Source organism: Streptomyces mobaraensis NBRC 13819 = DSM 40847 (genome assembly GCF_017916255.1).
GTDB classification, from domain to species: domain Bacteria; phylum Actinomycetota; class Actinomycetes; order Streptomycetales; family Streptomycetaceae; genus Streptomyces; species Streptomyces mobaraensis.
Genome location: NZ_CP072827.1, coordinates 6,320,998 through 6,342,148 on the forward strand (window position 1 = coordinate 6,320,998; position 21,151 = coordinate 6,342,148).

The following is a 21,151-nucleotide window of genomic DNA, read 5'->3' on the forward strand; positions in this document are numbered from 1 at the left end:
GTGGAACGAGGAACTTGCCCAAACTTGCCCGGGCTTTCGGCGGAGTCGATCTCGCTTACGGTGGCCGTCAGGCCGTGAGCAAGCGCTCCCGCAGTCGCTCGCGGTCCTCCGCCGAGAATCCCAGACCGTCGGAGAGGTACCGCTCCACCGATCCCCACGTCTCGTCGATCGTCGCGAACGCCTCCGCCAGGTACTCCGCCCGCGCCGCGAACAGCGGTGTCATCAGCTCCAGTACCTCCGGCGGCAAGGGGGTCTCGCGGCGGACGGGGAACCGCCGGTGCGGCGCGTCGGACAGCAGGTAGTCCGCCTCGATGGCGTCGCGCGGGACGTCGAGGGCGAGGAGGGTGACGGCGACGGCGAGGCCCGCCCGGTCCTTGCCGGCGGCGCAGTGCATCAGGGCGGGGACGTCCCCGTCGGCGAGGGAGCGCAGGACGCGGGTGTGTTCGGCGGTCCGGTGGGTGATGATCGACCGGTAGGAGGCGGTCATGCGGGCGGCGGCCCGGCCCTCCGAGAGCAGGGTGCGCAACTGCTCGGGGGTGCCGTGGTGGACCATCCGCCAGAACTCGTCGCCGTCCGCCTGGTCGCTCATGGGGATGTTGACGTTCCGGACGCCGGGCAGGGTCACGTCCGGGCCCTGGTCGGCGATGTCGGCGGCGTTGCGGAAGTCGAAGACGGTGTGCAGACCCAGCGAGCCGAGGAACTCGGCGTCCGCTTCGGTGGCCCGGGCCAGGTGGCCGCTGCGGAAGAGGGCGCCGGGCCGTACGCGCCGTCCGTCGGCGGCCGGGAGGCCGCCCAGGTCGCGGAAGTTGCGGACCCCCGTGAGCAGGGGTTCGGTCGTGGGGACCTGGGGCGTCTGGGTCACGGGTACTCCTGACGGTCGTCGGCGGCGCCGAGGGGCACACGGCGCCGGTCCGACCCTACGTCCGCCCTATTCCGGATGAGGTGACTCAATCGGGGTGGGATACATCACGGCACGTCAACCCCTGGTTACGGTGGCGTAGGTCACTTGGTAGCAGGAATGATGTGCTGACGTGGCAGACGATTCGAATTCAATGAGCAAGAGCGCGATCGGGTCGTACGCAGCCGTCGGGGACAGCTTCACCGAGGGCGTCGGCGATCCGGGGCCCGGCGACTCGTTCATCGGCTGGGCCGACCGACTGGCCGTACTCCTGGCCGACGAGCGGGAGGAGCACACCTTCCGGTACGCCAACCTGGCGGTGCGCGGCAGGCTGCTCGACCAGATCGTCGAGGAGCAGGTGCCGCGGGCGAAGGAGCTCGCGCCCGATCTGGTGACGTTCTGCGCGGGGGGCAATGACATCCTGCGGCCGGGTTCCGACCCGGACGACGTGGCCGAGCGGTACGAGGCGGCGGTGGCCGACCTGCGGGCCTCGGTCGGCACGGTGCTGGTGTGCACCGGCTTCGACACCCGGGACGTACCGCTGCTGAAGCACCTGCGGGGCAAGATCGCCACGTACACGGCGCACGTCCGCGCCATCGCCGACCGGCACGACTGCCCGGTGCTCGACCTCTGGTCGCTGCGTTCGGTGCAGGACCGGCGGGCCTGGAGCGAGGACCGGCTGCACCTCTCGCCGGACGGGCACACCCGGGTCGCGCTGCGCGCGGCGCAGGTGCTGGGCCTGGAGGTGCCCGCCGACCCGGACCAGCCGTGGCCGGCGGAGGACCAGCGGACGCCGGCAGAGGTGCGGCGGGACAACATCCACTGGGCGCGGGAACACCTGGTGCCGTGGATCGGGCGGCGGCTGCGCGGGGAGTCGTCGGGCGACCACGTGGAGCCCAAGCGGCCGGATCTGCTGCCGCTGTAGCGAACGGCGAGGCGTACCGCGCACGGATCGGGCCCCGGCCCTTTCCCTTTTGAGGGGAAGGACCGGGGCCCGATCCGTCGGATGCGGTCCTCCGGTGGTGTGCGAGGGGGCGGGTGCTCCGCCTACGGACAGAGCCGCCGGTGCGGCAGGTCGGCCCAGACGATCCGGCCGCGCCCCGCGTCGTCCGGCCGTACGCCCCACGCCTGGGAGAGGGCGCCCACGAGCAGCAGTCCCCGCCCGCTCTCCTCGTCCGTCCCGCTGAAGCGCGCCCGCGGCTCGGTGGGGGCGCAGCCGTGGTCCGCGACCTCTATGCGCACCAGCGCCTCGTTCACCCGCAGATGGCAGCTGACCTTGTCGCTGTCCGTGTGCCGCACCGCGTTGGTGAAGAGTTCCGACACCACCAACCGGGCGTCGTCGCACGCGGTTTCGTCGATGCCCCATTCCCGCAGCCGGGCGAGGACTCGTCTTCGCGCCTCCGCCACCGAGGCGTTGAGGGCCGGGAAATTGAACCCGTAGGCGTAGGCGGCCTGCGGGCGCCCGCCGAAGCAGCCGCCGCGGCGCCCCAGCAAAGGTGCGTCTTGGGAGGGGACCACTCCGCAACTATGTGCGATGCGAGTCAGATGTGGCAAGCTTCAGTCTGTAAATTGCAGAATCGAAAGCACAGCCTGTCGGCTTTGCGAACTGCGTGGCACACTGCTGGGCACAGGACGGCAGTTGGCGCAGGAGGAGGGGACAGTGGGGGACGCGCGGCCGGCAGGGGCTCCGACCGTGCTGCGTGTCGTACTCGGCAAGCGGCTGCACGATCTGCGGGAACAGGCGGGACTCTCCTTCCAGGAGGCGGGCCGGGCGCTCGACGTCACGCACGCCACCATCCGCAGGATGGAGAAGGCCGAGGTCGGCCTGAAGGTCCCGTACGTGGAGAAGCTGCTGCGGATCTACGGCGTCGAGGACCCCGCCGAGGTCGAGGGCTTCCTCGCCCTCACCCGGGAGGCCAACCGGCCCGGCTGGTGGCACCGCTTCCGGGACGTGCTCCCCGAGTGGTTCAGCGCGTTCGTCAGCCTGGAGGGGGAGGCCAACCTCATCCGCGCCTACGAACCGCACTACGTCCCCGGGCTGTTGCAGACGGAGGCGTACGCCCGCGCGGTGCTCCGCGCCGGGCAGCCGCACGCGCCGGACGCCGAGATCGAGCGGGCCGTCACCGTCCGCCGCGAACGGCAGAACCTGCTCGTCCGGGAGAAGGCACCCCTGCTGTGGGTGGTGATGGACGAGACGGTGCTGCGCCGCCCCATCGGCGGTCCCGAGGTGATGCGGGCCCAGGTGGACCGGCTCATCGAGGCCACCGCCCTGCCGAACGTACGGCTCCAGGTCATCCCGTACGCCGCCGGGCCGCACCCGGCGATGTACGGGCCGTTCCACATCTTCCGGTTCCCCATCGAGGAGCTCCCGGACATCGCGTACGCCGAGAACCTCATCGGCGCCTCCTATTTCGACCAGCGCGAAGACGTCTCGGCCTTCCTAGAGGCACTGGACCGGATGTGCGCGCAGGCCGCGCCGGCACACACCACCAAGGCATTCCTGGGTGGCATTCGTAAGGAGATCTGAACCATGGATCGCATATACAACGGCATGCCCGCCACCGACCTCGGCACCGAGGGCTGGCGCAAGCCGTGGAGCGGCGGCAACGGGGGAAGCTGCGTCGAGGTCATGCGCCTGAGAGACGGCCGGGTCGCCCTGCGCCAGTCCACGGACCCGGAGGGGCCCGCGCTGATCTACACGCACAGCGAAATGGAGACGTTCATCAGGGGGGCCAAGGCCGGCGAGGCGGACTTCCTGCTCGCCGGCGCGGCGGAGGGGCCGCGGACGTGAGCGGGGGAGCGGCGGCGGGCCGACGGCCGGGCGGCGCAGGGAGTTCCGGCGGCTCTCGGAGCGCGTCGGGCCGCTGACGACGGCAGTAGGCGTCCCGCTCCGCCGGTGCCGCGCACCGGACGCGACGAGGGGTCCGCGCGACGGGACCCCGGCGTCGTCCCGGTGCCGTGGCGCCCGTACGGTGAACCGCGGGCCACGGGGGTGCCGGCGGAGAACCGGCGGGTACGGCGGAGTGGGGCTCAAGCGAGGAGCGGGGCTCGGGCAAAGACCTGGGCTCAGGCAAGGGCTCGGGCTCAAGCAGGGACTCGGGCTCAAGCAGGGGAAGCGGTACGGCCGTCGGCCGGTCCGGGGGAGGGGAACCCACCGGCCGGGCCGCCGGTGCCGGACCGTCGCACAGCCGCAACGACCGGCATCGGACCGGGGGTTGCGGGATCCGCACAGTTCGGAAGGGGCAGGGAGTGACGGAACAGGGCACGGGCGGCGGGGGATTCGCGGCCGAGGAGATCGACACCAGTCGGCCGCACCCGGCCCGGATGTACGACTACTACCTCGGCGGCTGGGACAACTACGAGGTCGACCGCGCCGCGGCGGAACGTTTCATCGAGGTCATACCCGACATACGCCCCGGCGCCCGGGCCAACCGCGACTTCCTGCTGCGCGCCGTGCGCAAGGTCGTCGAGAGCGGGGTGCGCCAGATCATCGACATCGGCACCGGCATCCCCACCTCCCCCAACACCCATGAGGTGGCGCAGGAGGCCGATCCCGACGTCCGCGTCGTCTACGTCGACAACGACCCGATCGTGGCGACACACGCCGGGGCCAAGCTGACCAACAACGGCAACGCGAGCTTCCTGCTCGCCGACGTGCGCGAGCCGGAGCGGATCCTCGCCCACCCCGAGCTGCGCCGCATGATCGACTTCGATCAGCCGGTGGCCCTGCTGCTCGTCGCCATCCTGCACTTCATCCCGGACGAGGAGGACCCGGCCGGGATCGTCGCCGCCCTGGCCGAGGCGCTGCCCGAGGGCAGCTGCCTCGTCCTCAGCCACGGCACCACCGACTTCCACAGCGAGGCCGCCCGGGCCGCCGCCGACGCGTACAAGAACGCCACGGCCTCGGTGACGCTGCGGACGTACGCGGACATCGTCCCGTTCTTCGACGGCTTCGAGCTGCTGGACCCCGGCGTCGTCCAGGTGCCGCTCTGGCACCCGGACGGCGAGCCGCCGACCCCGGCCGAGCTGGCCCGGGTCGGCTTCTACGGCGGGGTGGGGGTCAAGGGCGGTCGGTGACCGGCCCCCCGGCCGGGATGTCGCAGCTGTCCTTGAAGCCCTGACTGGCCAGTCCCAGCGCGGCGTTGGTGCGGGAGCGGAGGTTCTCGACCGAGATCATCTGCGTCAGCTCGACGAGCTGGGCGTCGTCCAGGTGCTGCCGCAACCGCTCCACCAGGGCGTCGTCCACGGTGGGCGGAGTCGCCGTCATCGCCTCCGCGTACTCCATCACGTCACGCTCCAGCGGCGTGTAGACGTCGCTGTCGCGCCAGCGCGGCACGTCGCGGAGCTTCTCGTGTGCCATGCCGTGCTGCCGGTTCTCCCAGTAGCCGAAGTCCATGCACCAGGAGCAGCCGATGGACGCCGCCGAGGCCATCACGGCCAGCGCCTTCAGGCCGGGGTCGAGCCGCTTCCAGCGGACCGCGGCCAGCTCGAAGACGGAGGTGGCCAGCAGTACCCCGGTGTGGTGGCCCATGGCCAGGACCGGGTCGAGCACCTTGCCGTAGGCGCGGCGGCAGTACCGGGCGGCGAGGCGGGTCAGCGGGGTGGCGGGCGGGTTCAGGGGGATGCGGGCCATGGCGGTGCCGCTCCTCTCGGGTCGCTCGGACCGGCGGCGGGACGTCGATCCCGGCCGCCGGTTCGTGTTCTTCGGTCGCTTGCGGGAGGGGGACGGGCGAGGCGGCGCGGATGTGACAGGTTTCGGGAAGGGATTTCCCCGGCTTGTGCGTGCCGGTCCTGCGGGGTCGCGCGTGCTGGTCCCGCGAGGTCGCGCGCGCCGGCTCTGTGGGTCCGCGCGCCGGCCCCCGCCCCCCTGCCCGACCAGGTGCGCCTAGCCTGGACCCATGCACGACGAGCTGTTCCCCCGCCCGTGCGTCGAGGTGGCGCCGGGAGCCGTGCACGTCCCCGGCTGGCTGGACGAGGCCGCGCAGCAGCGGCTCCTCCGGGCCTGCCGGGAGTGGGCGAGGCCACCCGCGGGTCTGCGGACGGTCCGGATGCCGAACGGCGGCGCGATGTCCGTCCGCACGGTCTGCCTCGGCTGGCACTGGTACCCGTACGGGTACGCCCGGACGGTCGTCGACGGCGACGGCGCCCCCGTCAAGCCGTTCCCCCACTGGCTCGGCGCGCTGGCCCGCGACGCGGTGGCGCGCGCGTACGGGACGCCGCCCGGTCCCGAGCCGTACGACATCGCGCTGGTCAACTTCTACGACGCCGGGGCGAGGATGGGCCTGCACCGCGACGGCGACGAGAAGTCCGCCGCCCCCGTCGTCTCGCTCAGCCTCGGTGACTCCTGCGTGTTCCGGTTCGGCAACACGGAGACCAGGACGCGCCCTTGGACGGACGTCGAGCTGCGCAGCGGCGACCTGTTCGTGTTCGGCGGCCCGTCCCGGTTCGCGTACCACGGTGTGACCCGGACGTTCCCGGGTACGGCTCCGGCGGGGCTCGGGCTGACCGGGCGGCTGAACGTCACGCTCAGGGTCAGCGGGTTCTGAGGCGGGGAGCGGCGGATTGTAAGGCGTTTGCATTAACCCGCGTCTGCAACTATTGTCGGAGCGACTAAGCGGCGTGCGCAAGTAAGCCCCGCGTCCGGGCCGCCGCGCAACGCAGACACCGATCGAAAAGGCACCCCCATGTCCCTCAAGGAAATCCTTCCCGGCCGGCTCGGGTTCGGCACCGCCCCCCTCGGCAACATGTTCCGCGCGATCCCCGAGGAGGACGCCCTCGCCACCGTGGAAGCGGCCTGGGACCAGGGCATCCGCTTCTACGACACCGCCCCCGTCTACGGCGCCGGCCTGGCCGAGGAGCGCCTGGGCAAGGTGCTGTCCGGCAAGCCCCGCGACTCCTACGTGCTCTCCTCCAAGGTCGGCCGGGTCATCCTCGACGAACCGGAGACCGACGTCCCCGACTTGGGCGAGAAGGGCGGCCTCTTCCAGCACGGCAACCCGAACAAGGTGCTCCACGAGTGGACCGCCGAGGCCACCGAGCGCTCGATCGAGGGCAGCCTCAAGCGCCTGGGCGTCGACCGCCTCGACATCGTCTGGGTCCACGACATCGCCCAGGACATCTACGGCGACGCGTGGGTGGGGAAGTTCGAGGAGGCCCGCACCGGGGCCTTCCGCGTCCTGGACCGGCTGCGGGACGAGGGCGTCATCAAGGCGTGGGGCCTGGGCGTCAACCGCACCGAGCCCATCGAGCTGACCCTGGCCCTGGACGAGCCCCGGCCCGACGGCTTCCTGCTCGCCGGCCGCTACACCCTGCTCGACCACGAGCACGCGCTGGGCCGCCTGCTGCCCATGGCCCAGGAGCGGAACGTCGACATGGTCGTCGGCGGCCCGTACAGCTCCGGCGTCCTCGCCGGCGGCACCCACTTCGAGTACCAGCAGGCCCCGCCGGAGATCGTCGAGCGCGTCGGCAGGCTCACGGCCCTCGCCGGCCGGCACGGCGTGAGCATCAAGGCCGCCGCCCTGCAGTTCTCCCTCGCCCACCCGGCCGCCGCCGCCGTCATCCCCGGCGCCAGCCGGCCCAGCCGCATCGCCGAGGACACGGCCGCGCTGAACGAGGCCGTCCCGGCCGCGTTCTGGGCGGACCTGCGGGAGAGCGGGCTGGTCGCCGCGGACGCTCCGCTCCCGGTCTGACCTTCGCTCCCGGTCCGGCCCCCGGGTCGGCCGTCCCCCGGCGGGACGGCCGCCCCTCCGGCGAGAAAACGATCAACGATGGCGCGGGCGGGCGCGGCCGTCCGATAATGAGACGGACCGTTCCCCACGCCTGGAGGTGCCGTGACCGGCTTCCGCGTCCCCAGAATCCCCCTCGACGCGCTCCGCCCGGCCGCCTTCGGCGCCGACCCGTCGGGGGAGCGGATGGCCCGCATCCGGCGCTCGCCGCACTTCGCGGGTGGCGTCTTCGTCAACCCCCCGGGCCCCGAGCGGACCCCGAGCACCCGCTCGATGCTGGGCTTCCTGCCCACCTACTTCCGCAAGGAGGAGCGGGTCCGCCGCGCCCCCGCCCACGCCATCCCCGTGCACCCCACGACCGTCGCCGACCTGGCCGAACCCGCCGAGTCGGGGCTGCGGCTCACCTGGATGGGCCATTCCGGCGTGCTGACCGAGATCGACGGCCACCGGGTGCTGATCGACCCCGTCTGGTCCGAGCGCTGCTCGCCGTTCGCCTTCGCGGGCCCGCGAAGGCTGCACCCGGTGCCGATACCGCTCGCCGAGACCGGGCGGGTGGACGCCGTGGTCATCTCCCACGACCACTACGACCACCTGGACATGCCCACCGTCCGCGCGCTGGCCCGGACCGGAACGGAGTTCGTCGTACCGCTCGGCGTCGGCGCGCACCTGGAGCACTGGGGGATCGCGGCGGGGCAGATCACCGAACTCGACTGGCACGAGACGACGTTCGTCGGCGAACTCACCCTCACCGCCACCCCCGCCCGCCACTTCTGCGGGCGCGCGCTGCGCAACACCCAGCACACCCTCTGGGCCTCCTGGGTCATCGCCGGCCCCCGGCACCGCGTCTTCCACAGCGGTGACACCGGCTACTTCCCCGGCTTCGCCGGCATCGGCGAGCGCTACGGCCCGTTCGACGCCACGATGATCCAGATCGGCGCGTACAGCGAGTTCTGGCCCGACATCCACATGGAACCGGAGGAGGGCCTGCGCGCCCACCTCGACCTCCAGGGCTCCGCCCCCGCCGAGCGCGGCGTCCTCCTCCCCATTCACTGGGGCACCTTCAACCTCGCCCCGCACCCCTGGGACGAGCCCGCCGAACGCACCGTCACCGCCGCCCGCCGCGCCGGCGTCCGCTACGCCGTCCCCCGCCCCGGCCAGCCGTTCGAACCGGCCGCGGGACTGCGGCCGGACGCCTGGTGGCAGGCCGTCGCGGCGGCGGCCCCCGAGGAGCAGGGCGCCGGCCGGGCCCCGGCACCCGCGGCGCGACTCGACCTCGCGACCGAACGCTGAGGCGGGGCCGCCCGGTTGAGCAGCTTCACCGTGCATCTGCGGCGGGTCCACGACGAGCGCCTCCCGGCCCGGACCCGCCGCTCCGACCTGCGCTCCTGCCTGGTGCACTTCGCGCCCTACGGCTTCCGCGCCACGTACCACCACCTCACCCTGAGCGCGCGGATCCCGGGAAACGTCGAGCACGACCCCGCGGCCCTGATCCGCGCCGCCGACGAACTCCACGCCGCCCGGCGCCTCTGGCTCGCCCACGTCCGCGACCGCGCGGCGGACCGGCGGGCGGACAAGGCGCTGGGACGACGCCACGAACCGACCGGCGACGCCTGGCGCGCCGCGCACGGATGGCGCGCCTGGCGGCGGGGCTGGAACAACATCGCCTTCTGCCCCGACCCGGTCGTCCACCCGACCGCGCCGCTGCCGGCCGTGATCGAGCACGTCATCCACTGGACCCCGCCGGCGGACGGGACGCACCCGCCCACGTGCCGGGCCTGCGGGGAGCCGGGCGGCGACGGCTACGGGCCCGCGCCCGGCGGCGGTTCACCGCCGACGGTGTGCGGGCGGTGCGGCGTCAGGGGCCTCTGAGAGACGGCACCGGCCGGGGAGTCCGTCGCGCACCTCGCTGCCACCCGCGGTTGCGTCCGGCCGCCGCCCTACGGACGCGACCCGGCCGCGTCGCCCGGCGTCGGTCCATCAGTACGGTGAAGCCATGCCGAACGGACCCGCTTCCCGCCGAACCGTCCGCACCCACCTCACCACCCCCGACGGCCGACGCCTCTCCTACCTCGACTTCGCGCCCGCCGGGGGTCGGCCCCTGCTCGCGCTGCACGGACACCTCGGCGAGGGCGCCGAGTTCGCGGAACTCGCCGCCGTGCTCGGTGCCGACGGATGGCGGGTGATCGCGCCCGACCAGCGAGGGCACGGCGACTCCGACCGGGCGTGCCGGTACGACCGGGACGGCTACCTCGACGACTTCCGCCTGCTGCTGGCCCACCTGGGCCTCGACCGTCACCCACTGCCCGTCCTCGGGCACTCCCTCGGCGCCGTCAACGGCTATCACCTGGCCGCGAGCCGGCCCGGCACGGTCAGCGCCCTGGTGAACATCGACGGACCCGCCTCCCTGCCCGTCGTCACACCCGTCCCGCTGTCCTTCCTGCTGGGGCTGCCGTACCAGGCCCCGACACGCGAGGAACTCCTGGCCGCCTGCGGCACGTTGGCTCCGCTGCTGGAGAACGGACTGCGGCCGTACGGCGACGGCTGGCGGCTCGGATGCCATCCGGAGGACATGGTCGACTCGGACGCCCGTGTGCTGGGGGACCACTGGAGCCAGTGGTCGGGTTCCGACTGTCCCGCGCTGCTCCTGCACGGAACGGCGAGCGCGGTGCTGCCCACCGCCCAGGCCCGGGAGATGGCCGCCCGCCGCCCAGGCACGACCCTCGTCGAACTGGACGCGGACCACTGGGTGCACCTGCGCAGACCGGAGGAGTCGGCGACCGCGGTCCGCGGGTTCCTCCGGGCGGTTCAGGGGACCGGGTGAAAGCGACACCCGCTCCTCCCGGCCCTGTCGAAGGCCGGAAGGCGGGCCGGGTGCGCGGTCGACGGAACCGGCCGTCCCGACGGCGACGCGTTCCGCTCACGCCAGGCCGCCGAGCGTGTACCGGTCGAAGGCGTCGTACAGGTCTTCCTCGTCGACGACGGCGGCGTCGGCCGAGGGCGCGGCGGCCGTGGCGAGGAGGGCGGTGAGGCGGGCGAGGGCGGGGAAGCGGGCCTCGGCGTCGGGGTGCACGGCCCTGGCTCCGGCGAGGAGGGGGGCCGAGGCGGCTTCGCCGAGGAGGAGGCCACCGGTGAGGTAGACGGTGTACGGCCGCCCGGTGATCTCGGCCAGGGCCCCGCCGGTGGCGAGGCTGTTCAGGCAGTCGGCCAGGGGGGAAGCGGAGCGGGCCGGGTCGCGGTCGTGCTCGGTGTGATCGACCGCGTAGTGCGGCACCGCGCGGACCCGTTCGACGACCTGGCGTCGTACGGACGGGGGCAGGCCGATCCAGTCCGCGCCGGGTGCGAGCCCGGCGAGCGCGTCGGCCGCGCGGTGCTCGGCTTCCTCCAGACGTCCGGTGTCCACGGCGAGCGTGGTGAGGGCGAAGGCCGGTTCGGCCCCGGGAGTCGGCTCCGTCCGTCCCGTCCGGTCGGTGACCGCGAGGAAGAGGGTGTGGCCGTTCATGTCGTTCGCCTCGCCGGTGGTCGGTGGGGGCCGGTAGGCACGGTGGCCGTACCGGCCGTGGTCGTGCCTACTTCTTGATGCAGATCTTGCCCTGGCTGTGGTTCTCCAGGGTGGCCGTGTGCGCCTTCCCGTCGGCCGTGATCGTGAAGGTCGCCTTGGCCGAGTAGGAGTGACACTCGCCCTTCGGCGGCGGCCAGTTGGCGACGACCCGCGCCTTGAACTTGTTCTTTCCCGAACCGGTGTCGTGCGCGACCTGGGTGCCTTCCTTGAAGAGGGTGACGGAGATCGAGTACTCCGGCATCTTCTTCTTGCAGCCCTTGAGGTCGGCGTGGACGTTGATGACGTCCGGGTTGGTATGGGACTCGTGCGGAGAGTCGAGGGCGGCCTCGCACTTGTCCCACACGGTGGCCGACGACTGCGCGACCGGCGCGGCCGGAGCCGCGGCGTGGGCCTGGAAGGGGACGATCAGGCAGGCGGTGGCGAGCGCGCCGGTGAGGATGTGCCGTCTCATGATGTACCTCCGGAAAGTCGGGAATACCCGGCGAACCTATGACTCGCCCGTCTCCCGGCGACACCACGTATCAGGCCAATTGCCGCTCCCGGGGCCGTGGTGCCCGGCCGCCGTGGTGGCCGGGCGGCGCCGACGGCTCCTTCCCGCGTGAACCGGCCCCTTCCCGCGTGAACCGCCGCGCGGCGGCCCCCGGTCGTCCGGCCGGGGACCGCCGCGCGGATGGGCCCGAGGGCTCGGGGGCCGGCGCAGCCTGGACCCTCAGTGCCCTGGATCGCAGCACGAGTCCCGTCGCAGCAGCCGTCCGACCGCCGGCCACTCGCCGTGCGTCGAGCTGCCGTGACGGGCCGCCGGGGCCGCGTCGCCGGCGTAGGCGTCGAGGAGCTTCCGCTGCTCGAAGGGGAGGCCGCCGCGGAGCACGGACTCCGTCCGCACCAGCGAGTCGAAGTCGGTGAACGGGTCGCCGTCGACGATCGTCATGTCGGCGAGCTTGCCCGTCTCCAGCGTGCCGAGGTCGCGTTCCGCGCCGAACACCCGGGCCGGGACGGCCGTCGCCGTGCGCAGCGCCTCGGCGGGGGAGAGGCCGTGGCGGTGCAGGGCGCGCAGGCCCATGTGCAGGGAGAGGCCCACGGGGACCAGCGGGGCGTCCGTGCCGAGGGCGACGAGACCGCCGCCGGAGAGGATCCGCCGGTAGACGTCCACCTCGGTGCGGAGGGTGGCCAGTTGGTCGCCGGTCGGCCGTTCGGCGGCGGTCTTGCGGACGAGGTCCACGTCCCACGGCGGCATCAGCCGCGTCACCCGCGGGTCCTCGGCGAGGCCCGGCTGCTCGCCGATCAGCGGGGTCGAGGTGAAGATGGTCGCGATCATGTGGAAGTCCGTCCGGGTGTAGATCTCCCGCACGTCCTCGTACGCCCGCCCGCTCGCCGACGTCGCGTGCCCGAACTCCAGCCGCTGGGTGGCCTGGAGATGGGTCGTCAGGTCCTGCCCGAGCTGGACGCCCGGGGTGCAGAGGTGGGAGCCGGTGCGCACCCCCAGCACGTCGTGGGCGTGCCGGGCCGCCTCCTCGATCACCCAGCCGGGCGCGCGGACGTACGTCTTCACGAAGTCCCAGTCCAGGGCCGAGGCCCGGGACAGCGACCGGCGCAGGCCCTCGCGGGTGCGGTGCGCCCGGCCCATGCTGTACGCGACCCGGCTGCCGTCCAGCAGTTCGCCGCAGGTCAGCAGGCGCGGCCCGGCGAGGTCGCCGGCGTTCACGGCCTCGCGGATCCGGGCCTGCTCGTACGAGGCGCCGCCGAGCGAGACGGCCGTGGTGATGCCGTACGCGAGCTGGAGGGCGGTCTGCCGGCCGCCGTAGGTGATCTGCCAGGGGTGGGTGTGCGCGTCCCACAGGCCGGGCAGGACCGTCCGCCGGGACGCGTCCACCCGGCGCCGCGCGGCGCGCCCCGCCCGGTGCGGCTCGACGGAGCGCACCCGGCCGTCGCGGACGAGGACGTCGACGTCCTCCCGGACGGTGTCCCCGGTGCCGTCCCAGAACCGGCCGGCGTGCACGACCGTGTCCACGGGCGTCGGGCGGCGGTAGTCGAGCCGGACGGGGACGGTACGGGTGGTGTTCTTGTCGACGTCCAGCAGCCGCAGCTTCCCGGCCGACAGGTAGAGGATCCGGCGCGAGTCCGCCGACCAGGACGGGTGGTCCGCCGCCTCCTCGGTCAGCCGGCGCGGCGCGCCCGCCGGGGTGCCGTCGGGCTTCACGGGCAGCAGCCACAGCGCGGACTCGCTGATCACCGCCATGTGGCGGCCGTCCGGCGACCACACCGGCCCGGAGTCGTAGCGGTCGGAGACCGAGGCGTGCGGGGCCAGGGCGTGCAGCCGGGACGTGCCGTCGGACGTGTCGATGACACGGATGAGGTTGTAGCCCTCGCGGAAGCGCTGGTTCAGCCGATTGCGGTCGCAGTACGCGACGTACCGCCCGTCGGGCGACCAGCTGGGCCGGCCCGGCAGCCCGCCGCCGCCCATCGGCGCGGCCAGCACCCGGTCGGTGCCGGCGGCGAGGTCGCGGACCAGGAGGTTGCCGGAGAGGTCGAGGCAGGCCAGCCGCGTGCCGTCGGGGGAGAGCGCCGGGCTCACCCGGCCGCCGCCGGCCAGCTCGGTGTCCTCCCCGGAGCCGAGGTCGTGCCGGCGGACGGCGAGCAGCCCCGAGCGGTCGTCGGCGTAGACCAGCGCCTTGCCGTCGGGCGTCCACGACGGGCCGAGGAGGTAGCGGGTGACGTCGGCGCGCACCACGCGGCGGGGCGCCGCGCCGCCGTCGACGTCGGCGACCCAGAGCGCGTTCAGCGCGGCGAACGCGACCCGGCGGGCGTCCGGCGACAGCGCGGGCAGGTGTACCGCCCGCACCCGGCCGACCCCGCCGACCTCGACGTCGTACCGCTTGACGCGGTAGCGCGGCCGGTCGACCGGCAGTTTCGCGGTGAACGGGACGGTGGCGACGGTCGTCGCTCCCGGATCCTTGCCGCCACCGGCCGCCGTCAGCCGGACGACCCGGAATTGGCCCTCCACCGTCAGCAGCAGCTCGTCGCGGGAGATCCACCGCGGCGGCACCGGCTCCACGTCGCCGTCGACGGGCACGGCCGCGCCGTCCACGACCAGGGTGCAGGACGCGGTGGGGGCGGCGGTCGTCCGCAGGTACGCCAGCCGCCCGCCCGGACTCACGGCGGGCGTCATGACCTGTGCCTTCGCCGTCTCCGTGTGTTCGACGCGGACCGGGCCGCGGCCGTCGGCGGGCACCGACGCCACCGTCCGGGACACCAGCGCGTCCTTGGTCGCCTGGCCGCGGACGAACAGCAGCCGCTTGCCGTCCGGCGACCAGACCGGGTCGAAGTCCTCCCACGCGCCGTCCTGCAGCGGCCCGTCCTGGTCCGTGAGCCCGGTCACCCGGGTCAGCGCGCCGGTCCGGACGTCCACCGTCCAGATCCGGTACGGGCTGCCGGCCACCGGGTCGCCCTGGCGCTCCGAGGCGAACGCGATCCGGGTGCCGTCGGGGGACCAGGCCGGGCCCCGGTCGTCCCAGGGACCCTCGGTGAGCTGCCGCAGCCCCGTCCCGTCGGGGCGGAGGGTCCAGATGTGGAAGCCGCCGCCCCGGTACGCGCAGACGGCGAGCAGCCGGCCGTCCGGGGAGTGCACGGGCCGGGTCGGCTCCAGGTCCGGTGGGGTGATCGCCACGGCGTCCCCGCCCTTGCGGGGCAGCGACCAGAGGACGTTCTGCACCTCGGCCACGACGCGGTCGCCGAAGAGGGACGCCGAACCGTTGGTGGCGGCGGTGAAGGACAGCACGGGCGCCCCGGAGGCCGCCGCTCCGGCCGCGGCAGCCGGTGCCGCCTCCGCCGGCGTCGGAACCACCCCGACCGCCCCGGTCATCCCGGCCGCGGCGGCGGTGCCCGCGGTGGCCTGGAGGAATCTGCGCCGGGAGAGGGGAGAGAGGCGAGTGCCCGAGGGGCCCTGGACGTCCAACTGTCCTCCTGGGGTGCGGGAGTTGCACGGGGCGTGAGAGGAAGATCCGGATCGGATCATCGTTCACGGTGCGGGGGGCCGGGGTCAACACCCCAAAGACCGAACCATCGCCCCTCGGATCACCGCCCCTCGGATCACCGCCCCCTCGGATTGCCGCCCCGAGGATCACGCGGGCCGATCACAACCCCTCCACCTTGAACGCGTCCTGCTCGATGAGCAGCTTGTCGAGCCGCGCCTTGTCGACCCGGTTGGCGATCTCGTCCACCTCCTGCCGGTCCCGCACGCACTTGGCCAGCGTGAACGCCGATGACACCACGAAGATCAGCCCCAGCCCCAGGAACCCCCGCTCCCAGGCCCCCACGGGCAGCTTCACGATCCCGACCGCCAGCGCCACCAGCGACAGTCCGAAGGAGAGGGCGGCCTGGATGTAGAACGCGGTGGTCGTCGGCCGCTGTATCGATGGAGTACTCATGCCCGGCAGCGTCCCGGACCGGGGCCACGGCCGACATGAGTACCGCTACTCATCTCCAGCACCGCGCCCTGGGACCGGATACCCGGTACCCAGGCCCCACCCCGCCCCCGCCCGCCAATCCGTGCGCGACCACCCCACGGCGTGCGGTATTGTTCTCTTGCGCGGTCGGCAAGGGCACCAGCCCGGGCCGGACGAGCACCGGGACGTGGCGCAGCTTGGTAGCGCACTTGACTGGGGGTCAAGGGGTCGTGGGTTCAAATCCCGCCGTCCCGACCGGGAAAACACCCTCTGATCTGTGGAAAACCGCAGGTCAGAGGGTGTTTTGCGTTGGTCTCGCGATGGGGTGACCTGATGGGTCGTCAGGCGCCCGGAGGCCACTTGGGGACCACGGGCCGGAAAAACCGCTGATCAGGCCCTGTATCGCTGGGGACCAAGATCACCGGAAGAATTGGGCGATTGTGGACATCTCGCAACGCCTGGAGAGTGGCCGCCAGCGGCTTGGAGGGCACCGAGGCGCCTCGGAGGTGGGCGCTGAGGGAGGTCCCGCCGGTGACGCGGAGCGATCCGGCCCGGGCGGCTGTCGGTGCAGGAGGTGTGAGAGGGCGAGTCGGTGGCGCTGGGGCGCGATGGCACGCTGCCACCGGGCCCGGACGGCGGTCAGCTCTGCGAGGGCGCGGCGGCTGCCGGTGATGAGGCGGTGGGGGCTGTTTGCCGGATCGTCCGTGAACGCCTGGATCCGCAGGGCGGCGAGGTGGGCGTGCGCGAGCAGGGCACGCTGGAGGATGTACTCACCCCAGTGTTCCGGCGAGCCGACCGGGGCCGATACCAGGGCCATGAGGCCGGCCGGCGTGAGGTCGGCGGTGAGGAGGCCGCGGTGCTGTGCCTCCCACCACCGTGACCGGATCGATGGGTTCACCCCGGTGGGCCAGGGTTGTCAGGCCACGGAAGAGGGCGTGGTGCAGGGGCAGGGTGAAGTCGTCGGCCTGCAGCCACCGCGTGGTCGTCAGCTCGTCCGGGTGCGCGGTGACGGCGGCCGGCAGCAGCCGTTCTTCGGACAGCGCCTCCTCACCACCATCACGTCGTGGTTGCGGGGGCAGCGGGGTGCGCGGGAGGGAGCCGGGGTGCCGGGGAACCGGCCGGCGAGGTCGTCCAGGAACCCGGTCAGTGCGTCGGCCTCGGTAAGGGCGGCGTTGACCGGGTTGGGGCCGGTGGGATCGGTGGTGGCCTGGGCCAGGCGCTGGGCGCGTATGCGCAGAGTCCGGCGGGCGTGGTCCGCCCGGACCATCCGCGCGTACGCCACCGCGTGCTGAGGACGGCGGCGTGCGCCGCGGCCACTGCCGATGTGAGGTCGTCCCGCTCGGCCGTGTACCAGGCCACGGCGGCGGACCGGTCGCCGAACTCGCGTACGGCGGCGGGCGGCAGGAAGTCCTCGGGCAGCGGGAAGCACTCCTCGTTGCCGGGCTCGGCGGCGGCCACCGCCGCCAGGCCCGTGGCGAGGTAGTGGTCGAGTACGCGCTTGAGCGCATCGGGCCCCGTGTCCAGGCTGCGTGCGTAGAGCCGCACGAGATCGTGCATCGTCCAGCGGCCGGGCGCCGTCTCCGTGACGAGGTGCGCGGCGGCCAGCCGCTCCAGGCATGCCTCGGCGGCTGCCGGGTCGGTGTCCGCCAGGGCCGCCGCGGCGTACCGGTCGAGGTGCGTGCCGGGGTGGCAGCCGAGGTGGGCGAACAGGCGGGTGACGCGGTCGGGGAGTTGTTGCAGCGTCAGTCGCAGCGCCGCTCGCACGCTGGTGTCCTCCAAGTCGAGCAGGCTCAGCCGGCGCCTCTCGTCGGACAGTTCGGCGGCCATCGCGCCCAGCGGCCAGGTGGGCCGTTGCGCCAGGCGGGCGGCCACCACCCGCAGTGCCAGGGGCAGTCCGCCGCACAGCTCGGCCAGCCGTCGCGCGGCCGCCGGCTCCACGCGTACCCGGTCGGCGCCCAGGACCCCGGCCAGGAGCATCGTGGCGTCTGTCGACCCGAGCACGTCCACGGCGACGGGCCGGGCGGTGTCGGTGACGATCAGTCCCGGCAGCCGGTGTCTGCTGGTGACGACGGTGACGCAGTGGCGCCCGCCGGGCAGGAGCGGTCGGACCTGCTCGGAGTCGCGCGCGTTGTCGAGCACCACGAGGAGTCGGCGGTCGGCGGCCAGCGACCGGAACAGTGCGGCCGCGCTGTTGACCGACTCCGGTATCCGGCCGTGCGCCACACCGAGCGCCGGCAGGAATTCGCGCAGCACGTCCATGACAGAAGGCTCGCCCGTGCCGCCGAAGCCGCGCAGGTCCGCGTAGAGCCGCCCGTCGGGGAAGGCGGCACGGCTCTGGTGGGCCCAGTGCAGCACGAGCGCCGTCTTGCCCACCCCGGCGGGTCCGATGACCAGGCAGACGGGCGCCTCGCCCGCGGCGGCCCGGGACACCGCGGCCAGCTCCGCCGACCGCCCGTGAAAGCCGCGCGGCGCCCGCGGCAGCAGGTCGGGCGTACCCGCGGGCACAACGGCCTCCGGGCCAGCGGCAGGCGGCAGTATCTCCGTCGTGGGAGGCCGGCGGGGTCGTCCCAGGCTCGCCAGGCGCTCCATTCCGCTCGCGTCCTGCGGGCTCAGGCGCAGGGCTGTGGCCAGGGCGGACACGGTCCGGCGCTGCGGCCCGCGCGAGCGGCCGCGTTCCATGTACGACAGGGCCCGCACACTGATCCCCGCCGCCCGCGCCGGCTCCTCTTGCGTAAGCCCGGCACCCTTGCGCAGGCGGTGCAGGAGCGCGCCGAAGTCACCGTCGGCCGGTGTTTCCGTACCCGTGCTCAAAGCCCCCCGCAACGCCAGGCCCCACCGGATGCGCGACCCCATCCGCAAAAGTATGCGGCAACCTACTTTTGCGGGTGGGATTTCCTGTTGCGTCCGGTTGGCGTCGGGTTGGCTTGAGGCCGTACGAACGCGGGGTCGGCCCCACCCGGCCGCCCGGCTCCGCCACTTCGCGAACCACTTGTGCGCCGGCGCATCCCGTGCCGGACACCCCGGGAGCGGGCCGGCCGGTCTCGCGAACGCGCCGTGCCCGCGCCGCGACACCCACCTCACGAAAGGTCTCCTCATGAGCAATCGGACCGTTCTTTCAGGGCTGGCAGCAGTCCTGGGAGCGAGCGCCATGCTGCTGGGCGGCATGTCCGGCAGCGCGAGCGCCGCCGACGACGGCGATACCGAATACCAGATCAAGAACGTGCAGACGGGGCTGTGCCTGGACTCCGACGCCAAGGGCAACGCCTTCACCAAATCCTGCGAAAACGACAACCCGTACCAGCAGTGGGGCATGTTCGGGTCCGACAAGGAGGGTCGGGACGTAAGGAGCGAGAAGACTGGCAGATGCCTCGAAACCGTCGGCCAAGGCGATGCTGTCAGAACCGCGCCGTGTTCCCCCGATTCGCCCCGGCGTCACAGCGGTGGGAGACGGTAACGCTCCCCGGCGGGAGGTACATATTCAAGAACGGCGCCAACGGCAGGGCGCTGGATTCCAATGCCAAGGGGCAGCTCTACACGAGCCCTTATGGCACGGGCAACCTTGTACATGCAGTGGTGGCTCTGGTAGGCAGCCCCATGTGCCTGCCAGGCACGTCTTCGGGAATCTGAGCCCGGTCCGTGGGCTCTCCCGCCGGGACGGCATCACCGACTCTGGTTCCGGCCTTTCCCGGCAGGCGGGAAACCGGCGTCACCGGATCCGGTTGTGCCGCGAAAGCCGGGCGGAATTCCCCGGCCGAGGGCCTGCGCATACGGCAATTCCGGAGGCAACTCGCCTGCGTTTCAGATCGCCCGTCCCGATTTTCCGGTCGGGCGCCCCGCGGAAAAATCGGCACGGAAGCCATTCTTCAGCGCATTCACGAAAGGTTACCTCATGAGCAAGCGAACCGTTGTTTCGGGGCTGGCAGCAGTCCTGGGAGCGAGCGCGATGTTGCCGGCCGGTATGCCCGGCAGCGCGAGCGCCGCCGGAGTCGGAATCCAGGCGGTGGGAAGCCAGTTCAAGAATGAGAAGACGGAACTTTGCCTGGACTCCGACGGCCAGGGCAACGTCTACACGAAAGGCTGCGCCTGGGACAAGCACAACGCCTACCAGCAGTGGGGGGTCCAAACGATCGCTCCGGAGTGGCTCAATATTTTCTTCATGTATAACGTACAGACCAACAGGTGCCTCGAAACCGGCAGCGGCGACACCATAAGAACTGCGCCCTGCACCGGGAGTCTCTCCCAGCAGTGGAGCAAAACCACTTACAACGGTGCGTGGATCACCAAAAACGTCGAAAACGGCACATGACCGACGCCGAAGCCGCCGACCGGCTTGCCGCCACGGCGGCCTGAGAGAACTGACCCCGACACACCACGGGCCCCGGGGGAACCGGCCATGGCATCCCCGGGGCCCAGGCCCGGAGGGTCCTGCGCGGCGGGACGTGCGCTTCCCGACCAGTGGCAGGCGTGACTCCGACGCCGTGGTGTCCGGCCATGGCGCCTCCGCGAAAACTCGCTGGCGGAACCACGGCGGCCACTGTTATCTTTCCGACGGCCGTGCGAGAGAACGAGGAGGTGGTACCCGTGAACGCAGTATCGACATGGGTGCTCCCCTCCGGGGTCACGGTCGGGCGATAGGTCGCCCGGGAGCGCCGTTCAATGGCACTCCCGAAAGGCACGACCATGCAATTCACCTCTGAACAGCGTCTCGACGACGCCGTCCTCGAGCGCGAGTTCACCCTCGGTGACATCCCCGGCATCCTGTGGACGCCCGCATCCGCGCCCGCACCGGCGCCGCTGATCCTGCTCGGCCCCCCTCCTCTCGGGCTGCGCAAGACGTACCCCCGGCTGGCGGCCCGGGCCCGGCACGCCGCGGCCGACGGCTTCGCCACGGCTACCATCGAACTCCCCGGAAGCGGCGACCGGCCCCGCCTGCCCGCCGCCGAGCGGGCCCGCGCCGATCTGCGCCGGGCGCTGGAGGCCGGCGAGCCGGTGAGCGACGAGATCATCGACGCCCTCGTCCTCCCGCTGGTCGACAAGGCGGTCCCGGAATGGCGGGCCGCCCTGGACGCCCTCCTCGCGCTGCCCGAGATCGGCGGCCCGGTCGGGTACTCGGGGGGAGTGATCTCCATCGGCGTTCGCCTCGCGGTGGTCGAGCCGCGGATCTCGGCCGCTGTTCTGTTCGCCGGGAGTTTCGTGCCTCGCGCCATGTTCGAGGAGGCCCGGCAGGTCACCATTCCGCTGCACGTCCTGTTGCAGTGGGACGACGCGGGGAACGACCGGCAGGCGGCCCTGGATCTGTTCGACGCCTTCGGCTCCAAGGAGAAAACCCTGCACGCCAACATGGGCGGGCACACCGGAGTCCCGCAGTTCGCGGGGGACGCCGCGGCCCGGTTCTTCACCCGACACCTGAAGTGACGCCGGGCCGTCAGGCCACCAGCAGACGGTAGCCGCGTCGGCCAGGATGCCGCCCGTTCAGGGACAGGCCCCGGCCCTCCTCGGCTCCGTACATCGTGGGCCCCTGCCGTCC

Annotated in this window: 22 protein-coding genes and 1 tRNA gene; 14 read left to right on the plus strand and 9 right to left on the minus strand. The window is 72.8% G+C overall.

Annotation, left to right across the window (positions count from 1 at the left end; translation table 11 throughout):
- Nucleotides 1-67 precede the first annotated feature (67 nt).
- On the minus strand, nt 68-862 hold the full coding sequence (locus J7W19_RS27315) for a tyrosine-protein phosphatase (RefSeq protein ID WP_004941350.1): 795 nt from the start codon (nt 860-862) through the stop codon (nt 68-70).
- 169 nt (nt 863-1,031) lie between these two features.
- On the opposite strand from J7W19_RS27315, the gene J7W19_RS27320 reads away from it, so the two are divergent.
- Nucleotides 1,032-1,823: an SGNH/GDSL hydrolase family protein gene (locus J7W19_RS27320; RefSeq protein ID WP_040888563.1), complete on the plus strand. Its 792-nt coding sequence runs from the start codon at nt 1,032-1,034 to the stop codon at nt 1,821-1,823.
- 122 nt (nt 1,824-1,945) lie between these two features.
- Here the strand turns inward: J7W19_RS27320 and J7W19_RS27325 are convergent, their stop codons facing one another.
- A complete protein-coding gene (locus J7W19_RS27325) occupies nt 1,946-2,416 on the minus strand; it encodes an ATP-binding protein (protein ID WP_233478185.1) in 471 nt (156 codons plus the stop codon).
- Nucleotides 2,417-2,558: 142 nt separating this feature from the next.
- Here J7W19_RS27325 and J7W19_RS27330 point away from each other — a divergent pair, with 142 nt between their 5' ends.
- The 3 genes from J7W19_RS27330 to J7W19_RS27340 all read left to right on the plus strand — a co-directional run bounded on the left by J7W19_RS27330 (nt 2,559) and on the right by J7W19_RS27340 (nt 4,975).
- Nucleotides 2,559-3,425 carry a helix-turn-helix domain-containing protein gene (locus J7W19_RS27330; protein WP_004941346.1) on the plus strand — a complete coding sequence of 289 codons (867 nt, stop codon included), beginning with the start codon at nt 2,559-2,561 and terminating at the stop codon, nt 3,423-3,425.
- A gap of 3 nt (nt 3,426-3,428) precedes the next feature.
- Nucleotides 3,429-3,689: a DUF397 domain-containing protein gene (locus J7W19_RS27335; RefSeq protein WP_004941345.1), complete on the plus strand. Its 261-nt coding sequence runs from the start codon at nt 3,429-3,431 to the stop codon at nt 3,687-3,689.
- A 458-nt stretch (nt 3,690-4,147) separates the two neighbouring features.
- Nucleotides 4,148-4,975 (plus strand): SAM-dependent methyltransferase, encoded by an 828-nt coding sequence (locus tag J7W19_RS27340; RefSeq protein WP_004941344.1) that lies wholly within the window; start codon nt 4,148-4,150, stop codon nt 4,973-4,975.
- Here J7W19_RS27340 and J7W19_RS27345 read toward each other — a convergent pair.
- The gene (locus J7W19_RS27345; RefSeq protein WP_004941343.1) at nt 4,959-5,531 is read right to left on the minus strand and encodes a carboxymuconolactone decarboxylase family protein; all 573 of its coding nucleotides are present in this window, start codon (nt 5,529-5,531) and stop codon (nt 4,959-4,961) included. The genes J7W19_RS27340 and J7W19_RS27345 overlap by 17 nt on opposite strands.
- A gap of 265 nt (nt 5,532-5,796) precedes the next feature.
- On the opposite strand from J7W19_RS27345, the gene J7W19_RS27350 reads away from it, so the two are divergent.
- The 5 genes from J7W19_RS27350 to J7W19_RS27370 all read left to right on the plus strand — a co-directional run bounded on the left by J7W19_RS27350 (nt 5,797) and on the right by J7W19_RS27370 (nt 10,444).
- The gene (locus J7W19_RS27350) at nt 5,797-6,444 is read left to right on the plus strand and encodes an alpha-ketoglutarate-dependent dioxygenase AlkB family protein (RefSeq protein ID WP_004941342.1); all 648 of its coding nucleotides are present in this window, start codon (nt 5,797-5,799) and stop codon (nt 6,442-6,444) included.
- A gap of 138 nt (nt 6,445-6,582) precedes the next feature.
- Nucleotides 6,583-7,587 carry an aldo/keto reductase gene (locus J7W19_RS27355; RefSeq protein ID WP_004941341.1) on the plus strand — a complete coding sequence of 335 codons (1,005 nt, stop codon included), beginning with the start codon at nt 6,583-6,585 and terminating at the stop codon, nt 7,585-7,587.
- Between the two features lie 141 nt (nt 7,588-7,728).
- On the plus strand, nt 7,729-8,913 hold the full coding sequence (locus J7W19_RS27360) for an MBL fold metallo-hydrolase (protein ID WP_004941340.1): 1,185 nt from the start codon (nt 7,729-7,731) through the stop codon (nt 8,911-8,913).
- Between the two features lie 15 nt (nt 8,914-8,928).
- Nucleotides 8,929-9,492: a hypothetical protein gene (locus tag J7W19_RS27365; protein ID WP_106429549.1), complete on the plus strand. Its 564-nt coding sequence runs from the start codon at nt 8,929-8,931 to the stop codon at nt 9,490-9,492.
- Between the two features lie 124 nt (nt 9,493-9,616).
- Entirely contained in the window at nt 9,617-10,444 is an 828-nt protein-coding gene (locus tag J7W19_RS27370; protein WP_004941338.1) for an alpha/beta fold hydrolase, read from the plus strand.
- Between the two features lie 96 nt (nt 10,445-10,540).
- Here the strand turns inward: J7W19_RS27370 and J7W19_RS27375 are convergent, their stop codons facing one another.
- The 4 genes from J7W19_RS27375 to J7W19_RS27390 form a co-directional block, all read right to left on the minus strand.
- Nucleotides 10,541-11,122: a hypothetical protein gene (locus J7W19_RS27375; protein ID WP_004941337.1), complete on the minus strand. Its 582-nt coding sequence runs from the start codon at nt 11,120-11,122 to the stop codon at nt 10,541-10,543.
- Nucleotides 11,123-11,189: 67 nt separating this feature from the next.
- On the minus strand, nt 11,190-11,633 hold the full coding sequence (locus J7W19_RS27380; protein WP_004941336.1) for a hypothetical protein: 444 nt from the start codon (nt 11,631-11,633) through the stop codon (nt 11,190-11,192).
- Between the two features lie 258 nt (nt 11,634-11,891).
- A complete protein-coding gene (locus tag J7W19_RS27385) occupies nt 11,892-15,134 on the minus strand; it encodes an amidohydrolase family protein (RefSeq protein WP_004941335.1) in 3,243 nt (1,080 codons plus the stop codon).
- A gap of 178 nt (nt 15,135-15,312) precedes the next feature.
- Complete coding sequence (locus J7W19_RS27390) at nt 15,313-15,606, minus strand: YiaA/YiaB family inner membrane protein (RefSeq protein WP_004941333.1); 294 nt, start codon at nt 15,604-15,606, stop codon at nt 15,313-15,315.
- Between the two features lie 199 nt (nt 15,607-15,805).
- Here J7W19_RS27390 and J7W19_RS27395 point away from each other — a divergent pair.
- A tRNA-Pro gene (locus tag J7W19_RS27395) sits at nt 15,806-15,879 on the plus strand.
- 337 nt (nt 15,880-16,216) lie between these two features.
- Nucleotides 16,217-16,504, plus strand: coding sequence for a hypothetical protein (locus J7W19_RS27400; RefSeq protein WP_040888560.1), 288 nt, complete (start codon nt 16,217-16,219; stop codon nt 16,502-16,504).
- On the opposite strand, the gene J7W19_RS27405 is transcribed toward J7W19_RS27400, so the two are convergent.
- Together J7W19_RS27405 and J7W19_RS27410 are read right to left on the minus strand one after the other, a co-directional pair.
- A complete protein-coding gene (locus tag J7W19_RS27405) occupies nt 16,395-16,703 on the minus strand; it encodes a DnaB-like helicase N-terminal domain-containing protein (protein WP_078587812.1) in 309 nt (102 codons plus the stop codon). The genes J7W19_RS27400 and J7W19_RS27405 overlap by 110 nt on opposite strands.
- 64 nt (nt 16,704-16,767) lie before the next feature.
- Entirely contained in the window at nt 16,768-18,477 is a 1,710-nt protein-coding gene (locus J7W19_RS27410; RefSeq protein ID WP_158688746.1) for an XRE family transcriptional regulator, read from the minus strand.
- 241 nt (nt 18,478-18,718) lie between these two features.
- Between J7W19_RS27410 and J7W19_RS27415 the strand changes: the two genes are divergently transcribed.
- The 3 genes from J7W19_RS27415 (at nt 18,719) to J7W19_RS27425 (ending at nt 21,039) form a co-directional block, all read left to right on the plus strand.
- Nucleotides 18,719-19,078, plus strand: coding sequence for an RICIN domain-containing protein (locus J7W19_RS27415; RefSeq protein WP_152263458.1), 360 nt, complete (start codon nt 18,719-18,721; stop codon nt 19,076-19,078).
- 435 nt (nt 19,079-19,513) lie between these two features.
- On the plus strand, nt 19,514-19,930 hold the full coding sequence (locus J7W19_RS27420) for an RICIN domain-containing protein (protein ID WP_158688745.1): 417 nt from the start codon (nt 19,514-19,516) through the stop codon (nt 19,928-19,930).
- A gap of 374 nt (nt 19,931-20,304) precedes the next feature.
- Nucleotides 20,305-21,039: a dienelactone hydrolase family protein gene (locus J7W19_RS27425; RefSeq protein ID WP_004941324.1), complete on the plus strand. Its 735-nt coding sequence runs from the start codon at nt 20,305-20,307 to the stop codon at nt 21,037-21,039.
- The last annotated feature ends 112 nt before the right edge of the window (nt 21,040-21,151 follow it).

What these genes read in the sequence shown, in the direction of transcription:
- J7W19_RS27335 (WP_004941345.1), top strand. Translation starts at nt 3,429, where the DNA reads ATGGATCGCATATACAACGGCATGCCCGCCACCGACCTCGGCACCGAG.
- J7W19_RS27345 (WP_004941343.1), bottom strand. Translation starts at nt 5,531, where the DNA reads ATGGCCCGCATCCCCCTGAACCCGCCCGCCACCCCGCTGACCCGCCTC.
- J7W19_RS27350 (WP_004941342.1), top strand. Translation starts at nt 5,797, where the DNA reads ATGCACGACGAGCTGTTCCCCCGCCCGTGCGTCGAGGTGGCGCCGGGA.
- J7W19_RS27355 (WP_004941341.1), top strand. Translation starts at nt 6,583, where the DNA reads ATGTCCCTCAAGGAAATCCTTCCCGGCCGGCTCGGGTTCGGCACCGCC.
- J7W19_RS27370 (WP_004941338.1), top strand. Translation starts at nt 9,617, where the DNA reads ATGCCGAACGGACCCGCTTCCCGCCGAACCGTCCGCACCCACCTCACC.
- J7W19_RS27375 (WP_004941337.1), bottom strand. Translation starts at nt 11,122, where the DNA reads ATGAACGGCCACACCCTCTTCCTCGCGGTCACCGACCGGACGGGACGG.
- J7W19_RS27380 (WP_004941336.1), bottom strand. Translation starts at nt 11,633, where the DNA reads ATGAGACGGCACATCCTCACCGGCGCGCTCGCCACCGCCTGCCTGATC.
- J7W19_RS27390 (WP_004941333.1), bottom strand. Translation starts at nt 15,606, where the DNA reads ATGAGTACTCCATCGATACAGCGGCCGACGACCACCGCGTTCTACATC.
- J7W19_RS27410 (WP_158688746.1), bottom strand. Translation starts at nt 18,477, where the DNA reads ATGGGGTCGCGCATCCGGTGGGGCCTGGCGTTGCGGGGGGCTTTGAGC.
- J7W19_RS27415 (WP_152263458.1), top strand. Translation starts at nt 18,719, where the DNA reads ATGAGCAATCGGACCGTTCTTTCAGGGCTGGCAGCAGTCCTGGGAGCG.
- J7W19_RS27420 (WP_158688745.1), top strand. Translation starts at nt 19,514, where the DNA reads ATGAGCAAGCGAACCGTTGTTTCGGGGCTGGCAGCAGTCCTGGGAGCG.
- J7W19_RS27425 (WP_004941324.1), top strand. Translation starts at nt 20,305, where the DNA reads ATGCAATTCACCTCTGAACAGCGTCTCGACGACGCCGTCCTCGAGCGC.